18 protein-coding genes and 1 tRNA gene are annotated in these 15,469 nt (G+C 68.9%); 10 read left to right on the top strand and 9 right to left on the bottom strand.

The genetic code is table 11. From position 1 onward, the window contains the following. Positions 1-28 precede the first annotated feature (28 nt). Together ABDZ36_RS04195 and ABDZ36_RS04200 are read left to right on the top strand one after the other, a co-directional pair. Complete coding sequence (locus tag ABDZ36_RS04195; RefSeq protein ID WP_211312916.1) at positions 29-811, top strand: hypothetical protein; 783 nt, start codon at positions 29-31, stop codon at positions 809-811. Position 812: 1 nt separating this feature from the next. Further along, complete coding sequence (locus tag ABDZ36_RS04200; protein ID WP_211312917.1) at positions 813-1,031, top strand: hypothetical protein; 219 nt, start codon at positions 813-815, stop codon at positions 1,029-1,031. 7 nt (positions 1,032-1,038) lie between these two features. Here ABDZ36_RS04200 and ABDZ36_RS04205 read toward each other — a convergent pair whose 3' ends face one another. Beyond that, complete coding sequence (locus tag ABDZ36_RS04205; protein ID WP_211312918.1) at positions 1,039-2,061, bottom strand: disk-shape morphogenesis protein volactin; 1,023 nt, start codon at positions 2,059-2,061, stop codon at positions 1,039-1,041. Between the two features lie 66 nt (positions 2,062-2,127). Further along, positions 2,128-3,066, bottom strand: coding sequence for a cell division protein CdpA domain-containing protein (locus tag ABDZ36_RS04210; RefSeq protein WP_211312919.1), 939 nt, complete (start codon positions 3,064-3,066; stop codon positions 2,128-2,130). A gap of 99 nt (positions 3,067-3,165) precedes the next feature. Between ABDZ36_RS04210 and ABDZ36_RS04215 the strand changes: the two genes are divergently transcribed. The 5 genes from ABDZ36_RS04215 (at position 3,166) to ABDZ36_RS04235 (ending at position 4,987) form a co-directional block, all read left to right on the top strand. Continuing rightward, complete coding sequence (locus ABDZ36_RS04215) at positions 3,166-3,315, top strand: hypothetical protein (protein WP_211312920.1); 150 nt, start codon at positions 3,166-3,168, stop codon at positions 3,313-3,315. A gap of 46 nt (positions 3,316-3,361) precedes the next feature. Further along, positions 3,362-3,436, top strand: a tRNA-Arg gene (locus tag ABDZ36_RS04220). 322 nt (positions 3,437-3,758) lie between these two features. Beyond that, positions 3,759-3,956: a XapX domain-containing protein gene (locus tag ABDZ36_RS04225; RefSeq protein WP_211312921.1), complete on the top strand. Its 198-nt coding sequence runs from the start codon at positions 3,759-3,761 to the stop codon at positions 3,954-3,956. Between the two features lie 48 nt (positions 3,957-4,004). Next, positions 4,005-4,556, top strand: a complete 552-nt coding sequence (locus ABDZ36_RS04230) for an AAA family ATPase (RefSeq protein WP_211312922.1) — start codon at positions 4,005-4,007, stop codon at positions 4,554-4,556. Beyond that, complete coding sequence (locus tag ABDZ36_RS04235; protein WP_211312923.1) at positions 4,553-4,987, top strand: RNA-binding domain-containing protein; 435 nt, start codon at positions 4,553-4,555, stop codon at positions 4,985-4,987. Before ABDZ36_RS04230 ends, ABDZ36_RS04235 begins: the two co-directional genes overlap by 4 nt. Here the strand turns inward: ABDZ36_RS04235 and ABDZ36_RS04240 are convergent. From ABDZ36_RS04240 to ABDZ36_RS04265, 6 genes are all read right to left on the bottom strand, one after another. Next, positions 4,984-5,541 carry a magnesium transporter gene (locus ABDZ36_RS04240; protein ID WP_211312924.1) on the bottom strand — a complete coding sequence of 186 codons (558 nt, stop codon included), beginning with the start codon at positions 5,539-5,541 and terminating at the stop codon, positions 4,984-4,986. The two genes, ABDZ36_RS04235 and ABDZ36_RS04240, sit on opposite strands and share 4 nt — an antisense overlap. Further along, positions 5,542-6,111, bottom strand: a complete 570-nt coding sequence (locus ABDZ36_RS04245; RefSeq protein ID WP_211312925.1) for a magnesium transporter — start codon at positions 6,109-6,111, stop codon at positions 5,542-5,544. 127 nt (positions 6,112-6,238) lie between these two features. After that, positions 6,239-7,420: an MFS transporter gene (locus tag ABDZ36_RS04250; RefSeq protein ID WP_211312926.1), complete on the bottom strand. Its 1,182-nt coding sequence runs from the start codon at positions 7,418-7,420 to the stop codon at positions 6,239-6,241. Positions 7,421-7,458: 38 nt separating this feature from the next. Next, positions 7,459-8,853: a signal recognition particle protein Srp54 gene (locus ABDZ36_RS04255; protein WP_211312927.1), complete on the bottom strand. Its 1,395-nt coding sequence runs from the start codon at positions 8,851-8,853 to the stop codon at positions 7,459-7,461. A gap of 36 nt (positions 8,854-8,889) precedes the next feature. Then, on the bottom strand, positions 8,890-11,178 hold the full coding sequence (ligA, locus tag ABDZ36_RS04260; RefSeq protein WP_211312928.1) for an NAD-dependent DNA ligase LigA: 2,289 nt from the start codon (positions 11,176-11,178) through the stop codon (positions 8,890-8,892). 50 nt (positions 11,179-11,228) lie between these two features. Then, positions 11,229-11,453 carry a DeoR family transcriptional regulator gene (locus tag ABDZ36_RS04265; protein WP_211312929.1) on the bottom strand — a complete coding sequence of 75 codons (225 nt, stop codon included), beginning with the start codon at positions 11,451-11,453 and terminating at the stop codon, positions 11,229-11,231. A gap of 212 nt (positions 11,454-11,665) precedes the next feature. On the opposite strand from ABDZ36_RS04265, the gene ABDZ36_RS04270 reads away from it, so the two are divergent. Beyond that, positions 11,666-12,265 (top strand): DUF7504 family protein, encoded by a 600-nt coding sequence (locus ABDZ36_RS04270; protein WP_211312930.1) that lies wholly within the window; start codon positions 11,666-11,668, stop codon positions 12,263-12,265. Positions 12,266-12,337: 72 nt separating this feature from the next. Here ABDZ36_RS04270 and ABDZ36_RS04275 read toward each other — a convergent pair whose 3' ends face one another. Continuing rightward, complete coding sequence (locus ABDZ36_RS04275; protein WP_211312931.1) at positions 12,338-12,526, bottom strand: hypothetical protein; 189 nt, start codon at positions 12,524-12,526, stop codon at positions 12,338-12,340. 140 nt (positions 12,527-12,666) lie between these two features. On the opposite strand from ABDZ36_RS04275, the gene ABDZ36_RS04280 reads away from it, so the two are divergent. Together ABDZ36_RS04280 and metX are read left to right on the top strand one after the other, a co-directional pair. Then, the gene (locus tag ABDZ36_RS04280; RefSeq protein ID WP_211312932.1) at positions 12,667-13,959 is read left to right on the top strand and encodes an O-acetylhomoserine aminocarboxypropyltransferase/cysteine synthase family protein; all 1,293 of its coding nucleotides are present in this window, start codon (positions 12,667-12,669) and stop codon (positions 13,957-13,959) included. Continuing rightward, positions 13,956-15,143 (top strand): homoserine O-acetyltransferase MetX, encoded by a 1,188-nt coding sequence (metX, locus tag ABDZ36_RS04285; RefSeq protein WP_211312933.1) that lies wholly within the window; start codon positions 13,956-13,958, stop codon positions 15,141-15,143. Before ABDZ36_RS04280 ends, metX begins: the two co-directional genes overlap by 4 nt. The last annotated feature ends 326 nt before the right edge of the window (positions 15,144-15,469 follow it).

Consider the following 15,469-nt stretch of genomic DNA (forward strand, 5'->3'; position numbering starts at 1 on the left):
TTTGGAGTCGCGCCGCCCCCGTGCGGGTATGCCGGAACTCGACATCGGGGCCTCGCAAGCCGAGTATCTCGAGGAGCTACGCGAGGCGCTGGCCGACGAGTGTCTGGAAGGGTATGGAGCGATGCGGCCACGCGACGCGCTTCAGTACCTCATCGATCGCCATGAGGCGACGCGACCGGCCGACGACCTCGTTCCGGACGCACGAGCGACGACCGATAGCGACGACGGGACTGACTCGACGGCGGCTGACTCTACGGGGACAACCCCGAACGAGAGTGGGGAATCATTGCCCTCGGCCGATGACGCCGCGGCGGCGATGTCGGACGCGACGACCGGCGCGAAAACCGTCCGTACCGACGAGCCCGCGCCGGCCGACGTCTCGGTGACCGACGAAACGACTATGGCTGGCGAGGAGCAGGACGTCGAGGAAACGGGAGGCGAAGGCGCGAATGCGGAGATGTCGGGTGCGGATGTGGATGCGGAGACATCGAGTGCGGATACGGAGACGCCGAGTGCGGATACGGCGACGACGGATGACGGCACCAACGACACGGCGACCGCCGACGCCGAGACGGGGACGACCGGCGGCGACGCGGGCACCACCACGACCACCACCGATCCCGCGCCGTCGCCATCGGGTAGCGGGAGTCCGCTCCGGCAGATGATGGAACTGCTGGAGGAGCACGACGACAAATGGGCGGAAACCGAGTCGAGCGACGGGAAATACGTCGTGACGCTGCCGGACGGGTCGAACGAGCACGCGCGGACCCGCGACGACGTGCGCGCGATCCTGTTCAAACACTACCGCTGAGATGGCCGACGCCCCCGTGGATCGATCGGCGTGCCCGCGCTGTGGCGGCGACCTCGACACGTTTGTCTTGGGGGACGCGCGAGCGGTCGCCTGCGAGGATTGTGGGTACGCGGACGTCCCGGCTGATCACTCCCCGGCCGAGCGGGTCGACGAAGAGTCGTGGGCGTCGATACTGCGGCGCTACCAGCGCGGCGGGAACGATGACGGTGACGACGGGTAGCGGTTAGCTATTCCTCGGTGGCGTTCGCCTCGGCCTCCTCGGTCTCGCGTTCGCCCTCCTCGGAGCGGGCGGCGACGAGTGCACCGCGTGCGACGCTGTACAGGGGTTCGCGGGCGCGTCGCACGCCGCTGACGGAGAAGGGGATGTCGGCCTCGCGGAGGCGTTCGCGGAAGAGGCCCTCGAAGCCGTCGGGGCTCGCGGTGCCGCCGGTGACGACGACGGGAACGTCGAGGCCCTCCTCGACGTCCTCCTCGTCGACTTCTTCCACGACGTTCTCGACGACGTAGTCGAGGAGGTTCTCGTAGTAGATGCCAAGCGCACCCTCGATGCCGCCGACGTCGCTCGTGAAGTCGAGGTGGAAGTCGTCCTCCTTCGTCGAGGTGACCTTATCGACGGGCGTGCCGGTGGCGCGCGCGGCCTGCTCGTCGATCCAGTCGCCACCGCGGGCGATGGAGAAGCGCATGACGGGCACGGCGTAGTAGGAGAGACAGACGTTCGTCATCCCCGCGCCGAAGCTGATGCCGAGGCCGGTGAAGTCGTTCTCGGCGAGCTCGCTGTAGATGACCGCCATCCCCTCGTTGATCGGCTCGGGGTCGTACCCCATGTCGGAGAGGATGGATTCGAGGGTCTTCTGATGGTAGAGCGTCGAGAGATCGGAGTCGATGGGGTCGGCGGGCGTCGAGAAGAAGAGGCGCTCGCCGGGGTGTTGGGGTTCGTCGACGACCTGTTGGAGGATGAGCTTGATCATCGGGATGGCGGACTTCTCATCGGAGGAGAGGATGCCCGCCTTCATCGGCCGTCGCGTCTCGCGGTTGAAGATGTTCGCGAAGTTGAGGGCGTCGTCCCCGACGACGTACACCTTATCGCCCTTCTTGATGTGGAGGACGTCGCTGCGCGAGAGCATCTGGTCCGCCATGTCGCTGTAATCGAGTTCGACGAACGAGTTGCGCTGTTGGACGAACACCGTCTCCGCGCCTTCCTGTCGCGCGGAAATGAGGTTCATCGTGCCGACGTCGAGACCTTTCGCCATGGTTGATGGTCGAAATCGCTCGACTTAAAAGTATGGCTGCGCCGGGCTCGGGTGTAGTCGCCGGTCTCAGCGCCCGAACAGCGACCTGACGCGGTCGACGACGCCGTCGTCCGCGGTTGCGACCTCCTCCGCCTGCTGTTTCTTCCGCAGCTCTTGGAGTGCGGCCACCTGGTCGTCCGCCCCTTCGCCCGTCTCCTCCGCGGGCTCCTCGTTCCCGCGGAGCTTCTGGAGGGCCGCGACCTGATCGTCCGCGCCCGAACTGCGCGAGACGTTCGCGTTGTCCGGCGTGAGGTTCGAGCGCTCGACCTCCTCGTCCTCGGTGCCGCTGCTCAGGTTCAGCCGCGTCGTGCTCGTCTTCTCGACGCCGCCCCACGAGAGTTCGGAGGACGACATCGCCTCCTCGATGTCGCGTTCGACCGCCTCGTCGCTGACCGTCTCGTCGCCTTCGGCGCTCGCTGCACCGCCGCCGATACTGCCGTCGCCGCTCCCACCGCCGCCGGCCGCGGTGCTCCCCGACTGACGCGCGCGCTCGATGCGATCGGTGACGAGACCCGCACCGCCCGCCCCGACGAGCACGACGAGGCCGACGGAGTAGACGAGGACGCCGGTCGTGCTGTAATCGGCCGTTCCTTGGACGTTCCAGTGCTGCGGGTAGCTCGCGACGAAGACGCCGACGCCGACGAGGCAGACGAGGGAGCCGAGTCCGGCCGCGTACATCGCCCGGCGGTCGACCGGGAGCAACACGGGGATGCTGAGGAGGAACGTCGGGAGGCCGACGAGCGCGAGCGCGCCCGCGACCTCACGTAGTTGCCAGTGGAAGTAGACGCTCGCCGCGATCGTCGAGGACCAGCCGAACACTACCGCGCCGATGACGCCGAGCGTCACGCCCGCGAAGAACAGCCCGAACCCGACGTAGACGTCCGCCAGGCGCTCCGGTTCGCCGAGATACCGGCGGTACACGCGGACGAGTTCGTCCGTCACCCGCTCGGTCGTCTCACTCTCCATGCACACACGTCTAGCAGCCGGCGTTAAGACTGTTCGCCAGCGCGATTCGCGACCGAGCCGGGCGAACGATTTAAGACCTTGTGTGTTAATATATAACACATGCCGCCCCTCGCCTGCCCGGACTGTGACCGCGGTATCGAGCGAGACGAGATCCGAGCCCGAACCGTCCCCCGCCCCGACGGCATCCGCACCACCTACCGCTGTCCGTTCTGCCGCGGGAACTTCGAGACCGTCGCCGAGCTCCTGTGAGTCGCGTCCCGAACGTCTTTTGCCCTCACCGCGATAGGGGACGGTGGGGCACGTAGCTCAGTTCGGACAGAGCGTCTGGCTTCTAACCAGAAGCGCGGGGGTTCGAATCCCTCCGTGCCCGTTTCTGTCACGAGCACCGCGAGTGACGAAACGGCACATGGGATTCGGAGCAGTGAGGTCGCGCGCAACGGAGTGAGCACGTCCGACCGTGGTTCGAATCCCTCCGTGCCCGCGTACCTTCTTACTTCGTCGGGGTCGCCGGAGGCGACCCTCTCCTCGCAAAAGCTACGCCAAAACTTCCCGGTCGCCGGAGGCGACCGGTGAAACTCGCGCTCCGCGCGAGTACGCTTTCCGCTCCGTCTCCGCTCCACTGCTCTGCTTCCCGCCCCGACCGCGTGCCGTTCTTCGGCGTCCTTTTTACTGCGCTGCCCGTGCCGTCGCGCATGAACACGACACTCGTCGTCGCCGCCCTACTCGTCGGCGTCGTGACCGGTCTCGTCTTCGCCGGTTTCCGCGTCCCGCTCCCCGCGCCGCCGTCGCTCCCGGGGATCGTCGGCATCGTCGGCATCTACATCGGCTATCGGATCGTCGAGGCCACCGGCATCGGCTTCGATCTGCTGGGTTGGCTTGGTCTCGGCTGAGCCGCGCGGATGCTTGGCTTTAAACGCGCGTCGGGGCTATTCCCCTCCATGACTGTTATCGGTATCGTCGGCCTCCCCGGGAGCGGGAAGAGTGAGGCGGCGGCGGTCGCGGAGGAACTCGACGTCCCCGTGGTGACGATGGGCGACGTCATCCGCGCGGCGTGCGAGGACCGCGGGCTCGACCCGTCGACGCACCACGGCGAGGTCGCGCGCACGCTCCGTGAGGAGGGGGGCGTCGACGCGATCGCCGAGCGCTCGCTCCCCATCATCGAGGACGCGCTCGCCGACAACGACGTCGTGCTCGTCGACGGCATCCGCTCGGACGCCGAAGTCGAGCGCTTCGAAGAGGCGTTTGGCGACGACTTCCTGCTCGTCGCGGTCCACGCGCCGTTCGAGCTACGCCGCGAACGCTTGGGCGTACGCGGGCGCGACGCGACGAAGGACGAGGGTGGCGAGAGCCTTCGCGAGCGCGACGAACGCGAGCGCGGCTTTGGCATGGACGCTGCGATGGACGACGCGGACGTTACGATCGAGAACACGGGTACGCTGGAGGCGTTCCACGATCGCGTGCGCGAACTCCTCCGGGAGGCGGGCGCATGAGCACTGTTTACAGCGTCGACGTCGAGATCCGCGCGCCGGTCCAACCCACGGAGGTTCCGGACCGGGTCGCGCGCGCCGTCGAGACGCTCTTCCCGACCGCCGAGATCGAGGTCGGCCCCGACGAGGTCGTCGCGACGACCCACGAGCTGGAGGCGTTCCGCGAGGCGCTCTTCGAGCAGCGTATCCTCGACACCGCACGCGGGACGTTCCTCGACGGGCACGACGAGGACGGATTCGAATTCGACCTGAAGAAGCAGGCCGCCTTCCGCGGCGTCGTCAACTTTTCCGTGGGGAGCCCCGCGGAACTTGGTGACATTCACGTCGAGGTGACAGTGCACGAACCCACGGTTGCGGCGTTCATCGCATACCTCGCGCCGGAGACAGCGGAGGGCGAGCCGATCGAGGACGCCATGGACGCCGAGGACGTCTAAACGAGCACCTGCACGACGGCGAAGAGGACGACGACGCCGAGCACGTCGCAGAGGTTCGTGACGACGGGGATGACGACGTCGTCCGGGTCAAGTCGGAGCCGATAGGCGGCGTACGTTGCGGTGACCGTGATCCCGACGGCGAGGAGCGCGAGCGCCGCGCCGGCGGCGAACGAGACGGCGACGACGGTCCAGATCGTGAGGTCGGGGGTCCCGGTGAGGGCGGTGGCAGCCCACGCGCCCGCGCCGACGACGGGGAAGACGCTGAGCGCGAGCGTGACGGTGGCGAGCGCGTTCCCCGCGAGGTCGTCGTCGGTCGGCGCGAACGAGAGCGTCCCGAGATGCATCGCGGTGGAGAGCCGCGAGGCGAGGATGCTCCCGAGGTTCCCCGCGGTGCCGATCGTGACGGGGACGAGCACGAGGAGACTCGGGTGCCGGTAGAGCGTCGCCTCGAACGTCCCGAGGACGAGCCCGCTCCCGATCTCGACGGCCGTCAGCGCCAGCAGCACGGGGAGCGTCGCGCGCGTGATCGCCGAGACGGTCCACTCCTCGGGCATCTACGCCACCCCGAGGACGAGTTCGACGGCGACGACGAGGAAGGCGAGGCCGAAGACGTCGCCGATGGTCGTGACGAGCGGGCCGACGAGCGCGTCCGGATTGTACCCCCGCCGGAAGCCGACGAACACGACGGCGACGACGGCACCGGTGAGGACAAGCCCGGAGAGGAGGCCGGCGACGAGCGCGACTGCGACGAGGACGGCGAGGCCCGCGACGTCGCGCCCGAGCGTGAGGAGGACGCAGAACGCGAGGACCGCGGCGAACGCCGAGGCGAGCAGGCCGTTCGCCATCGCGGCCGCCCCCGCCGCAACGAGGCGGTCGTCGGCTTCGAACTCCGCGCCGATGAGCCCCTGATGGAGGCCGGTGGCGAGGCGCGCGCCGAGCGACCCGTAGACGTTCCCGCGGGTCGCGAGCAGCGCGGGGACGCAGACGAGCAGGCCGGGCACGAGGCGTAGTTCGGTGCGCATTCCGCTGAGGACGACGCCGGCGAAGAGCCCGCCGATCATGCTCGCGACGAGCGCCGGCGCGGCCTCCCGATAGGCCTCGGCGGCGACGTCGCGGATGCTCATAGTGGCATCTGGCGCGCCGGCCCGTAAAATACCCCGGCTGTCGCGCCCCGGCCGTCGCGCCCCGACTGTCGTGCCCCGGCCGTCGCGCCCCGACTGTCGTGCCCGGCCGTCGCGTCCCGGACGTCGCTCAGGCTTCTGTGACGAGCAGTACCCCGGCGACGACGGCCGCGACGGCCAGCGCCACCCAGAGGACGCTGAACGCGATGGTGAACCCCGCGTACGTGGAGACGATGCCGACGACGCCCGGCGCGAGCGCCCCCGCCCCCATCAGGATCGTGCGGACGACGCCGAGGCCGCCACCGGAGACGTCCTCGGGGAGGAGGGCCATCAGGTACGCGCCTCGGACCGGCCGGAAGCCGTGGCTCCCGAGTCCGAAGACGACGACGGTCCCGACCAGGACGGTGATTCCGGCTCCCTCGGGGACCGCGATGAGCGCCAGCAGCCCGACGGTCGCGACCGCGAGCGTGACGACGATCACGCGAAGCGCCCCAACGCGGTCCGCGAGGTCGCCCGTGACGGTCTGGACGAGGCTGACGACGAACAGGCTGCCGTAGACGGCGCTCGCCGTCGCTGGCGTGAGCCCGGTCGTTTCGAGGTAGCGCGGGAGGAACGCGACGACCCCGTTGTACGCGAAGGAGAAGCCGACGGTGACGAGGACGAACCCGGCGAACGCCGGTTCGCGGAACAGCGCGGCGTAGCGGCGCAGCGAGACGCGCTCGTCGCTCGTCCCGTCCGGCTCGGGCTCGCGCGCGCCCAGCCAGCGGTGGGCGAGGACGGCGAGGCCGAGGCCGGTGAGACCCCCTGCGAGGAAGACCGCGTGCCAGGTGACGCGCCCGCTCGCGAGGCAGAACGCGATGGCGGCGGGCGCGGCGACGCCCGCGAGCGCCCCCGCGGTGTCGAGGACGCCGAGCGCACGGCCCGTCCGCTCCGTGTAGACCGTCGAGAGCAGGCCGACCGCGACGGTCTTGTGGACGCCGGTACCGATGCCGACCAGGACCATCGCGCCGACGAGGACGACGAAGGGGATATCGAACGCGAGCACGAGCCCGGCGACGCCGGCGACGGCCGCGCCCGCGGTGATGACGGTTGTCGCCCCGATCCGGTCAGCGAGCGCGCCCGCGGGGAACTGCAACAGCGCGTAGACGAGCAACATCGCGGTAAAGGCGAGCCCGAGCGTCGCGTCCGTGACGCCGTATCGTACGCTCAGCGCCGGGAAGAGCGGCGGGAACGCGTACCGGAGGAACTTCGCGAGGAACCAGATCGCCGCCGTCGCCGCGAGGGCGTCCAGCGATCGGAGGCGTCGGCGCACACGCGAGGTGCGATCGGCCGGCTGAAAAACCTATACTTTCAGTCGCCGAACGGCCCCATGCCGCCCATCCCGCCGCCACCGCCACCGCCGCCCTGCATCTTCTGCATCATCCGCTGCATGTCGCCGTCGCCCATCCCCTGGAACTGCTTCATCGTCCGCGCCATCATCTTGTGCTGCTCCAAGAGGTCGCGGATGGTCTCCTCGTCCTGCCCGGATCCCTTCGCGATCCGGCGGATCTGCGAGGCCCCGATCGAGCGCGGACTCTCGAGTTCCTCGTCGGTCATCGAGTCCATGACGACCTCGAAGTTCCGCATCCGGTCCTGCGTGACGTCCATCGCGTCGTCGGGGAGCTGATCCATGAGACCGCCACCCATCCCCGGGATCATGTCCATCACCTGATCGAGGGGCCCCATGTTGCTCATCGCGCTCATCTGGCGCTGCATGTCCTTGAGGGTGAACTCCCCTTCGAGCATGTCCTCGGGGTCCCAGTCCTCCGCTTCTTCGGCCTGGGTCTCCTCCATCGCGCGCTCGACGCGCTCGGTGAGCTGTTCGAGGTCGCCCATCCCCAGCAGTCGGGAGATGAAGCTGTCGGGCTCGAAGCGCTCGATGTCCTGGACCGTCTCACCGGAGCCGAGGAAGGCGATGGTCGAGTCGGTCTCGTTGACCGCCGTCAGCGCGCCACCACCCTTCGCGGTCCCGTCGAGTTTCGTGATGACGACACCGGAAATCCCGACGGAGTCCTCGAACTGCTGGGCTTGGTCCTTTGCGCCCTGCCCGATCGCGGCGTCGAGGACGAGCAGCGAGCGATCCGGCTGGACCGTCGTCTCGATCTCCTCGATCTCGTCGATGAGGTCGTCCTCGAGGGCGTGGCGGCCCGCGGTGTCGACGATGCGGACGTCCGCGTCCGCGGTTGCCTCGAGGCCGTCGCGGGCGATCTTGACGGGATCGTCCTCGTCGGGGTCGCCGTAGAAATCGACCTCCGCGCGCTCGCACATCTGCTTGGCCTGCTCGTACGCGCCCGGCCGGAAGGTGTCGGTCTGGATGACCGCGGGCCGGAGCCCCTTCTTCGAGAACCACCACGCCATCTTCGCCGCGGTCGTCGTCTTCCCCGACCCCTGGAGGCCGGCGAGCATGATCGTCTGCTCCTCGAGGGGGAGCTCGGTCGACTCGCCGACGAGCCCGACAAGCTCCTCGTAGACGATGCGCAGGACGTGATCGCGTGCCGTCGTGCCGCCCGGCGGCTCCTCCTCTAAGGCGCGCTCCTTGATGGAGTCCGAGAGGTCCATCACGAGCGAGACGTCGACGTCGGCCTGCAGCAAGGAGCGCTGGATCTCCTTGACGACCTCCTCGACGTCTTCCTCATCGATACGGGACTTCCCGCGGAGCGAGTCGAGCGTGCCCCTGAGGGAGCTCCCGAGGTCGTCGAGTACCATTTGGCCTCCCTAGGGGCCGCAGACGCATTAAAGCACTTATCGGCCCGACTCGACGTCGATGCCGCGCTCGGTCAGCATCGCGAAGAAGTCGTCGGCGTCGAGTTCGTCGACGTCGTGTTCGGCGGCATCCTCGCGCTTGTTCACCCCCGGATTCGACCCGACGACGAGATAGTCCGTGTTCGACGAGACCGACGACGTGGCGTTCGCGCCGTGGCGCTCCACGAGGGCCTGGAGCTCGTCGCGCGTCCACCCCTCTATGCTCCCCGTGAAGACGTACGTCTCGCCGGCGAGTTCGTCGCCCGCATGTTCCCCCGCCGGTGCTTCGGGCTCGCCGAGGCGTGACTCGTCACGCAAGCGCTCGATGACGCGGCGGTTGCGCTCGTTCCCCCGAAACTCCGCGATGTGCCTAGCGACGGTCGGGCCGACGCCCTCGACCGCCTCGTAGTCGTCCGCGCTCGCGTCGAGGAACGCGTCGAGGTCGCCGAAGTGGGAGGCCAGATCGGCGGCGACGGTCGGGCCGACCTCCGGGATGCCGATGGCCGCGAGGAAGTCGCCGAGCGGCGGGTGGCGCGCGGCCTCCATCTCTTCAGCGAGGTTCTCGGCACTCGTCTCGCCCCATCCCTCCAGCTCGGCCAGCGTCTCCCCGTCGATGTCGAAGAGGTCAGCGACGTCGTCCGCGACGAGGCCTTCCTCGACGAGCTGCTCGGCGGCCGCCTCGCCGACTCCCTCGATGTCGAGGATGTCCGTGAAGTAGTCGAGCGCGTGGACGAGCTGGGCGTTGCAGGCCAGCCCTCCAGTACAGAACGCTATCGGGCCGTCGCGCTCCACGTCGCTGCCACAGACCGGGCAGGCGTCGGGGAAGTCGAACGTTCCCTTGCTTCCTTTCTCGACGACCTCATCGACGTACGGGATAACGTCGCCGGCGCGCTCGATCCGGACGTCGTCGCCGACGTTCGCACCTAACTCGGCGATCTCCTCGGGATTGTGGAGGCTGGCGCGCGAGACCGTGACGCCGCCGACCTCCACGGGTTCGAGGAGCGCGACCGGGGTGAGTCGGCCCGTCCGGCCGACCTGTACGACGATGTCCGTGATCGTCGTCACCTCCGCCCGTGCCGGGAACTTGTAGGCGTACGCCCACCGGTAGTACCGCGACGTCGTCCCGAGCGTCTCGCACTGCGCGCGGTCGTCGACCTTCAGTACCGTGCCGTCGATCTCGTAGTTCAGGTCCTCGCGCTCCGCCTTGAGGCTGTCTCGGTAGTCGATCGCTCCCTCGATGTCCGTGACACGCTCGTCCTTCTCGTTCGTCTTCAACCCCCAGTCGGGGAAGCGTTCGATCTCGTGCCAGTGCGTGTCGAGGCCCTCGATCCCGGCGTTGATCCCGCCCGCGGAGGCCGACGAGCGCGCCGCGAGCGCGTCGAGCAGCGCGTCCACGTCTGCGTCGCCGCCGTTCCACGCCTCGCGGACGGTGTCGTCGTCGCTCGTCTCGCCCGCATCGCCACTTTCGCCGTCCGCCTCGCCACTCCCGCTGTCTGTGTCCCACGCCGCCAACACGTCGTAGAAGAAGCAGTCGAGCGGGCGCTCGGCCGTCACCGAGGGATCGAGCTGGCGGAGCGTCCCGGCGGCGGCGTTCCGCGGGTTCGCGAACGGGTCGTCGCCGCGCTCGACGCGCTCGCGGTTGTACGCCTGGAAGGCATCCTTCGGGATGTACACCTCGCCGCGGACGACGAGGACGTCGGGGTACTCACCCCGGAGGCGTTGTGGCACCGACTCGATCGTGCGGACGTTCTCGGTGACCTCCTCGCCCGTCACGCCGTCGCCGCGCGTCGCCGCGCGGACGTAGCGTCCGTCGACATAGACGACTTCGACGGAGAGGCCGTCGAACTTCGGTTCGCAGACGTAGGCGACGTCCGCGCCATCGAGCTCCCGCCGGACGCGCGCATCGAAGTCCCGGACGTCGTCGGCGTCGCCGCTGGAGTCGATGGAGAGCATCGGAACGACGTGCTCGACGGTTCCGAGCTCCTCGACGGGTTCGCCGCCGACGCGCTGCGTGGGCGAGTCCTCCCGCTCCAGATCGAAGGCCGCCTCCAACTCGCGCAGCCGCTCGAACAGCCGGTCGTAGGCCCGATCGGCGATCACGGGGTCGTTCAGGACGTAGTAGCGATAGTCGTGGAACCGCACGGCTTCGCGGAGGTACGCCGCCTGCTCGCGCGCCTCGTCCTCGTCTAACTCCTCGACGTCGCGGAAGTCCAGATCGGGATCAGTGACGTACGGGTTGTCGTCGTCCACCTCGTCCGCGCCGTCGAGGTCGGCGGCCGAATCGGGCATACCGCGTCGCTACCGGTGCCGCCCCCGTAAAGACGCGGGCGTCCCGCTCCTCACCTCTCCGAGACCCACCAGACGAACCGTTTGCCGACGTCCTTGCGCTCGATCACGCCCCCGTCGTGGAGCGCGTTGAGCCGCCGTCGCGCCGTCTGGAGGTGATAGTCGAAGCGGTCGGCGACCTCCCGCGTCGTCACGACCTCCTCGGCCTCGATGAACCGCACGAGGGCCTCGTCGGTGTGCTGCTTCTCGAACGGACCGCTCCGCGTCCCGTCTCCCATATGCTCCTCTCGTCATTTTTTCGCCAGACACATATTCGGATATTATGGCTGTACATATGCTTGGTACAAAGTACATGGTGGAGACAACACTTTAGGCACCGCGCTTCGTGGTCGCTACCGGTCATGTTCAGTTCCACGAGGCCGCCGACGCGCGAACATCCCGGTCGCAGCGACGGTTGTGACGACCCCCGCGCCGTGACGTGTCGAGACCCGTGACCCGACGGACTGGGTCCCGGGAGGCGTCGAACGCGCTTCTCCTCTCGCCGGCCGGGACCGGCTACCCCGCCTCACTCTCGGCGGAGCCGATCGAGACGGCAATCGTCGCCGCGGTGACGCCGGCGGCCGCGACGCGCGCCGGCGCGTGGCTTCGCGACCGCCGAACGTCCCCGTCGAAGGCGGTCGTCGTTCTGCTCGGTGACGGTTCGGGGACGCCACCGTCGCTCGACGACGCGCGTCCGACCGCCGCGGACGTCACCGTGGAAACGGTCGCGGACCCGGCGGACGTGGCGGCGCTCGGCATCGCGCTCGACCGACACCTCCGCGAGGTCGGCCGTGGATCGTCCCAATCGCTGCTCCTGCTCGACTCGCTGACGCCGCTCGTGGTCTCGGCGGGCCTTGAGCGCACCTTCCGCTTCACGGACCTCGTAACGCGCCGAGCGGCCGCCTTCGACGTCACTACCGCCGTTCGCGCCGACCCGGCCGCCCACGATCGGCAGACGCTCGCGACACTCGCGACGCTGTTCGACGCCGTGCACCGGTACGTGGACGGCGCTTGGGAGACGGACGTGACGCCGCCCGCGTTCGGTGCGTGACTCGTGGGTCCTCCCCTCTCCGGCCGCCGCGTTTCTCCCCGCTCGTTCTGCTCGGCGATGCGTCGCGACCGCTCAGCGTCGCCGGACCCGCATTTCGACCGGCCCGTTCGGGCGCAGCGTGATCGACGGCGCGAACGAGAGGTCGCCGACGGGGCCGAGTTTCCAATCGCGGGCGATCGACCCGGCGCGCCCCCCGCGATCGGAGACGAGCCGCGCGCCGTCGTCGCCGCGTCGGTCGAACGCCACGTTGTGACGTTTCACTGACAAGCCTCGGGGATTGATCCCGAGGCGGTTGACGTCCGGTACTACGCCCGTCATCTCGAAAGAACCCGTCCGTCTCAACCAGCGAAAATTGCCGTAACTCGCGTGCATATCCCGCTGGGAGAATATGCATATAACACATGAGCGACGAGGACGACCGGCGGTTCGACACCCGGACCGTCCACGCCGGCCAGGAGTCCCCGGACCCCGCCACCGGCGCGCGTGCACCCCCGATCTATCAGACGACTTCCTACGTCTTCGACGACGCGGATCACGCTGCTGCCCTCTACGCCTTAGAGGAAGACGGCGACGTCTACTCCCGCATCAGCAACCCGACCGTCGAGATGCTGGAGGAGCGCCTCGCCAGCCTCGCCGGCGGCGCGGGAGCGGTCGCGACCAACTCCGGGATGGCGGCCTTCGATGCCGCGACGTTCGTCCTCGCCGAAGCCGGCGACAACGTCGTCTCCGCCTCCGCCATCTACGGCGGCACGCGGACGTATCTCACCGGCACGGCGGGCCGCCGCGGCATCGAGGCCCGCTTCGTCGACACGCTCGACGTCGAGGCCTACCGGGAAGCCATCGACGACGACACCGCCTTCGTCCACTTGGAGACGATCGGCAACCCCGCGCTCGTCGTCCCCGACATCGAGGCTATCGCGGCCGTCGCCCACGAGCACGACACGCCGCTGTTCGTCGACAACACCTTCGCCACGCCCGCGCTCTGTCGCCCGCTCGAACACGGGGCCGACATCGTCTGGCACTCCACGACGAAGTGGCTCCACGGCTCCGGCACGACGCTCGGCGGCGTCGTCATAGATGGGGGAAACTTCGACTGGGACGCCGAGGACTACCCGGAGATCGCGGGCGACAACCCCGCGTACCACGGACTCAACCTCAGCGAGCGCTTCCCCGACGCGCCGATGGCCGCCGCGACGCGGCTTCGCGGTACTCGCACGCTCGGCAATTCGCAGAGCCCCTTCGACGCGTGGCAGACGATGCAGGGACTCGAAACGCTCGGCCTCCGTGTCGAGCGTCACTGCGAGAACGCCGCGATCGTCGCCGACTACCTCGCCGATCACGACGACGTCGCGTGGGTCACCTATCCGGGACTCGACGACCACGAGACGCACGCGAACGCGACGAAATATCTCGATGGTGGCTACGGCGGGATGATCACGTTCGGCCTTGAGGGCGGCTTCGCGGCCGGCAAGCGCTTCTGTGAGTCGACCGACCTCGCCTCCTTCCTCGCCAACATCGGCGACGCGAAGACGCTCGTCATCCACCCGGCGAGCACGACGCACGCCCAGCTGAGCGAGGACGAACAGCGTGCCTCGGGCGTGACGCCCGACCTGGTGCGGCTCTCCGTCGGCATCGAGGACCCCGCGGACATCCTCGCCGACCTCGACCACGCGATCTCGGAGGCGACACGATGAGCTACGGCCGCCGCGAGGACGTCGTGAACGTCGGGTCCTTCGCGTTCGAGCGCGGCGGCGAACTCGACCTCGACGTGGCCTACGCCGAGTACGGCGAGCGCGAGGACCCGACCGTCCTCGTCTGTCACGCCCTCACCGGAAGCCAGTACGTCGCCGGCCCCGCCCCCGAGGGCGTCAGCGGGCAGGCCGCCGGCTGGTGGGACGCCCTCGTCGGCCCCGGGAAACCGATCGACACCCGCGCCTACCACGTCGTCTGCGCGAACGTCCCCGGGTCGTGCTACGGCACGACCGGCCCCGCGAGCGAGGGACCCGACGGCGAGCCCTATGGACCGGACTTCCCCAGCGTCACCGTCGGCGACTGGACGCGCTCGCAGGCGCGCCTCCTCGACGGACTCGGGATCGACACGCTCTACGCCGTCGTCGGCGGCAGCGTCGGCGGCATGAACGTCATCGACTGGGCGAAACGCTACCCCGAGCGCGTCGAGCGCGTCGCCGCCATCGCCACCAGTCCCCGTCTCGACGCGCAGTGTCTCGGCCTCAACACCGCGGCCCGACGCGCCATCACGAGCGACGCGAACTACGGCAACGGGCACTACTACGGCGGCCCCGAGCCCGACGAGGGCCTCGCCGTCGCCCGGCGCATCGGCCACGTCATGTATCTCTCGAAGGCCTCGATGACCGATCGCTTCGACCGGCGAGTCGCCGAGCGCCAACCCGAGGGGCGAGACGACCCGAGTGCGCAGGGGTTCCCCTACCGGGACGTCGCCTCCTACCTCGATTATAATGCCGAGCGCTTTACCGAGCGCTTCGACGCCAACAGCTACCTCTACCTCCTGCGCGCCCTCGACGAGTACGATCTCGCCGGGAACGCCCCCTCCGACGCCGCCGCGCTCGCCGACTACGAGGGCGACGCGCTCGTTCTCTCCTTCACCGGCGACTGGCACTTCCCGCCCGAGGGTGGCGACACGATCGTCGACGCCTTCGAGGCTGGCCCCGGTGCCGCCGCCCACCGCGTCATCGACAGCGAGTATGGCCACGACGCCTTCCTCGTCGAACCCGACCGCGTCGGCCCGCCCGTCCGCACCCTCTTAGAGCGCGGCGCGAGCGCCGTCACGATCGAGGCCGAGCGACAGACCACCCCGGACTACCCGCGGGTGTGTACGGGACTCCTCCCCGACGCCTGAACCACGACCTTTTGCTGCGCGCTGACGAAGTCAGCGCTGGCAAAAGCTCGGCCAAAATGTCCGTCAGACCCCCTCCGGGGGTCTTCGGACCTCGCGGCTTCGCCGCGAGTGAACCGCGCGATCCACGCGAGGGCCGCGGGCCCGAGTGTGGGTCAGTGAGAACGACGTTCTCACCCGACTACCGGGCTCTGACGAGCCGCTCGTCGCGCGGACGCTCTTTCGTATCTGTCCCGTTTTTCGCCGTGGCCTAACGAACCACACGTATAGCGTTCGGCGACCGAGTGGCTCGAAGAGCCCGGTATCGGGCGAGAACGGAGTTCTCGCTG

The sequence above is a fragment of the Halarchaeum salinum genome (assembly GCF_039520965.1).
In the GTDB taxonomy this organism is placed as follows: domain Archaea; phylum Halobacteriota; class Halobacteria; order Halobacteriales; family Halobacteriaceae; genus Halarchaeum; species Halarchaeum salinum.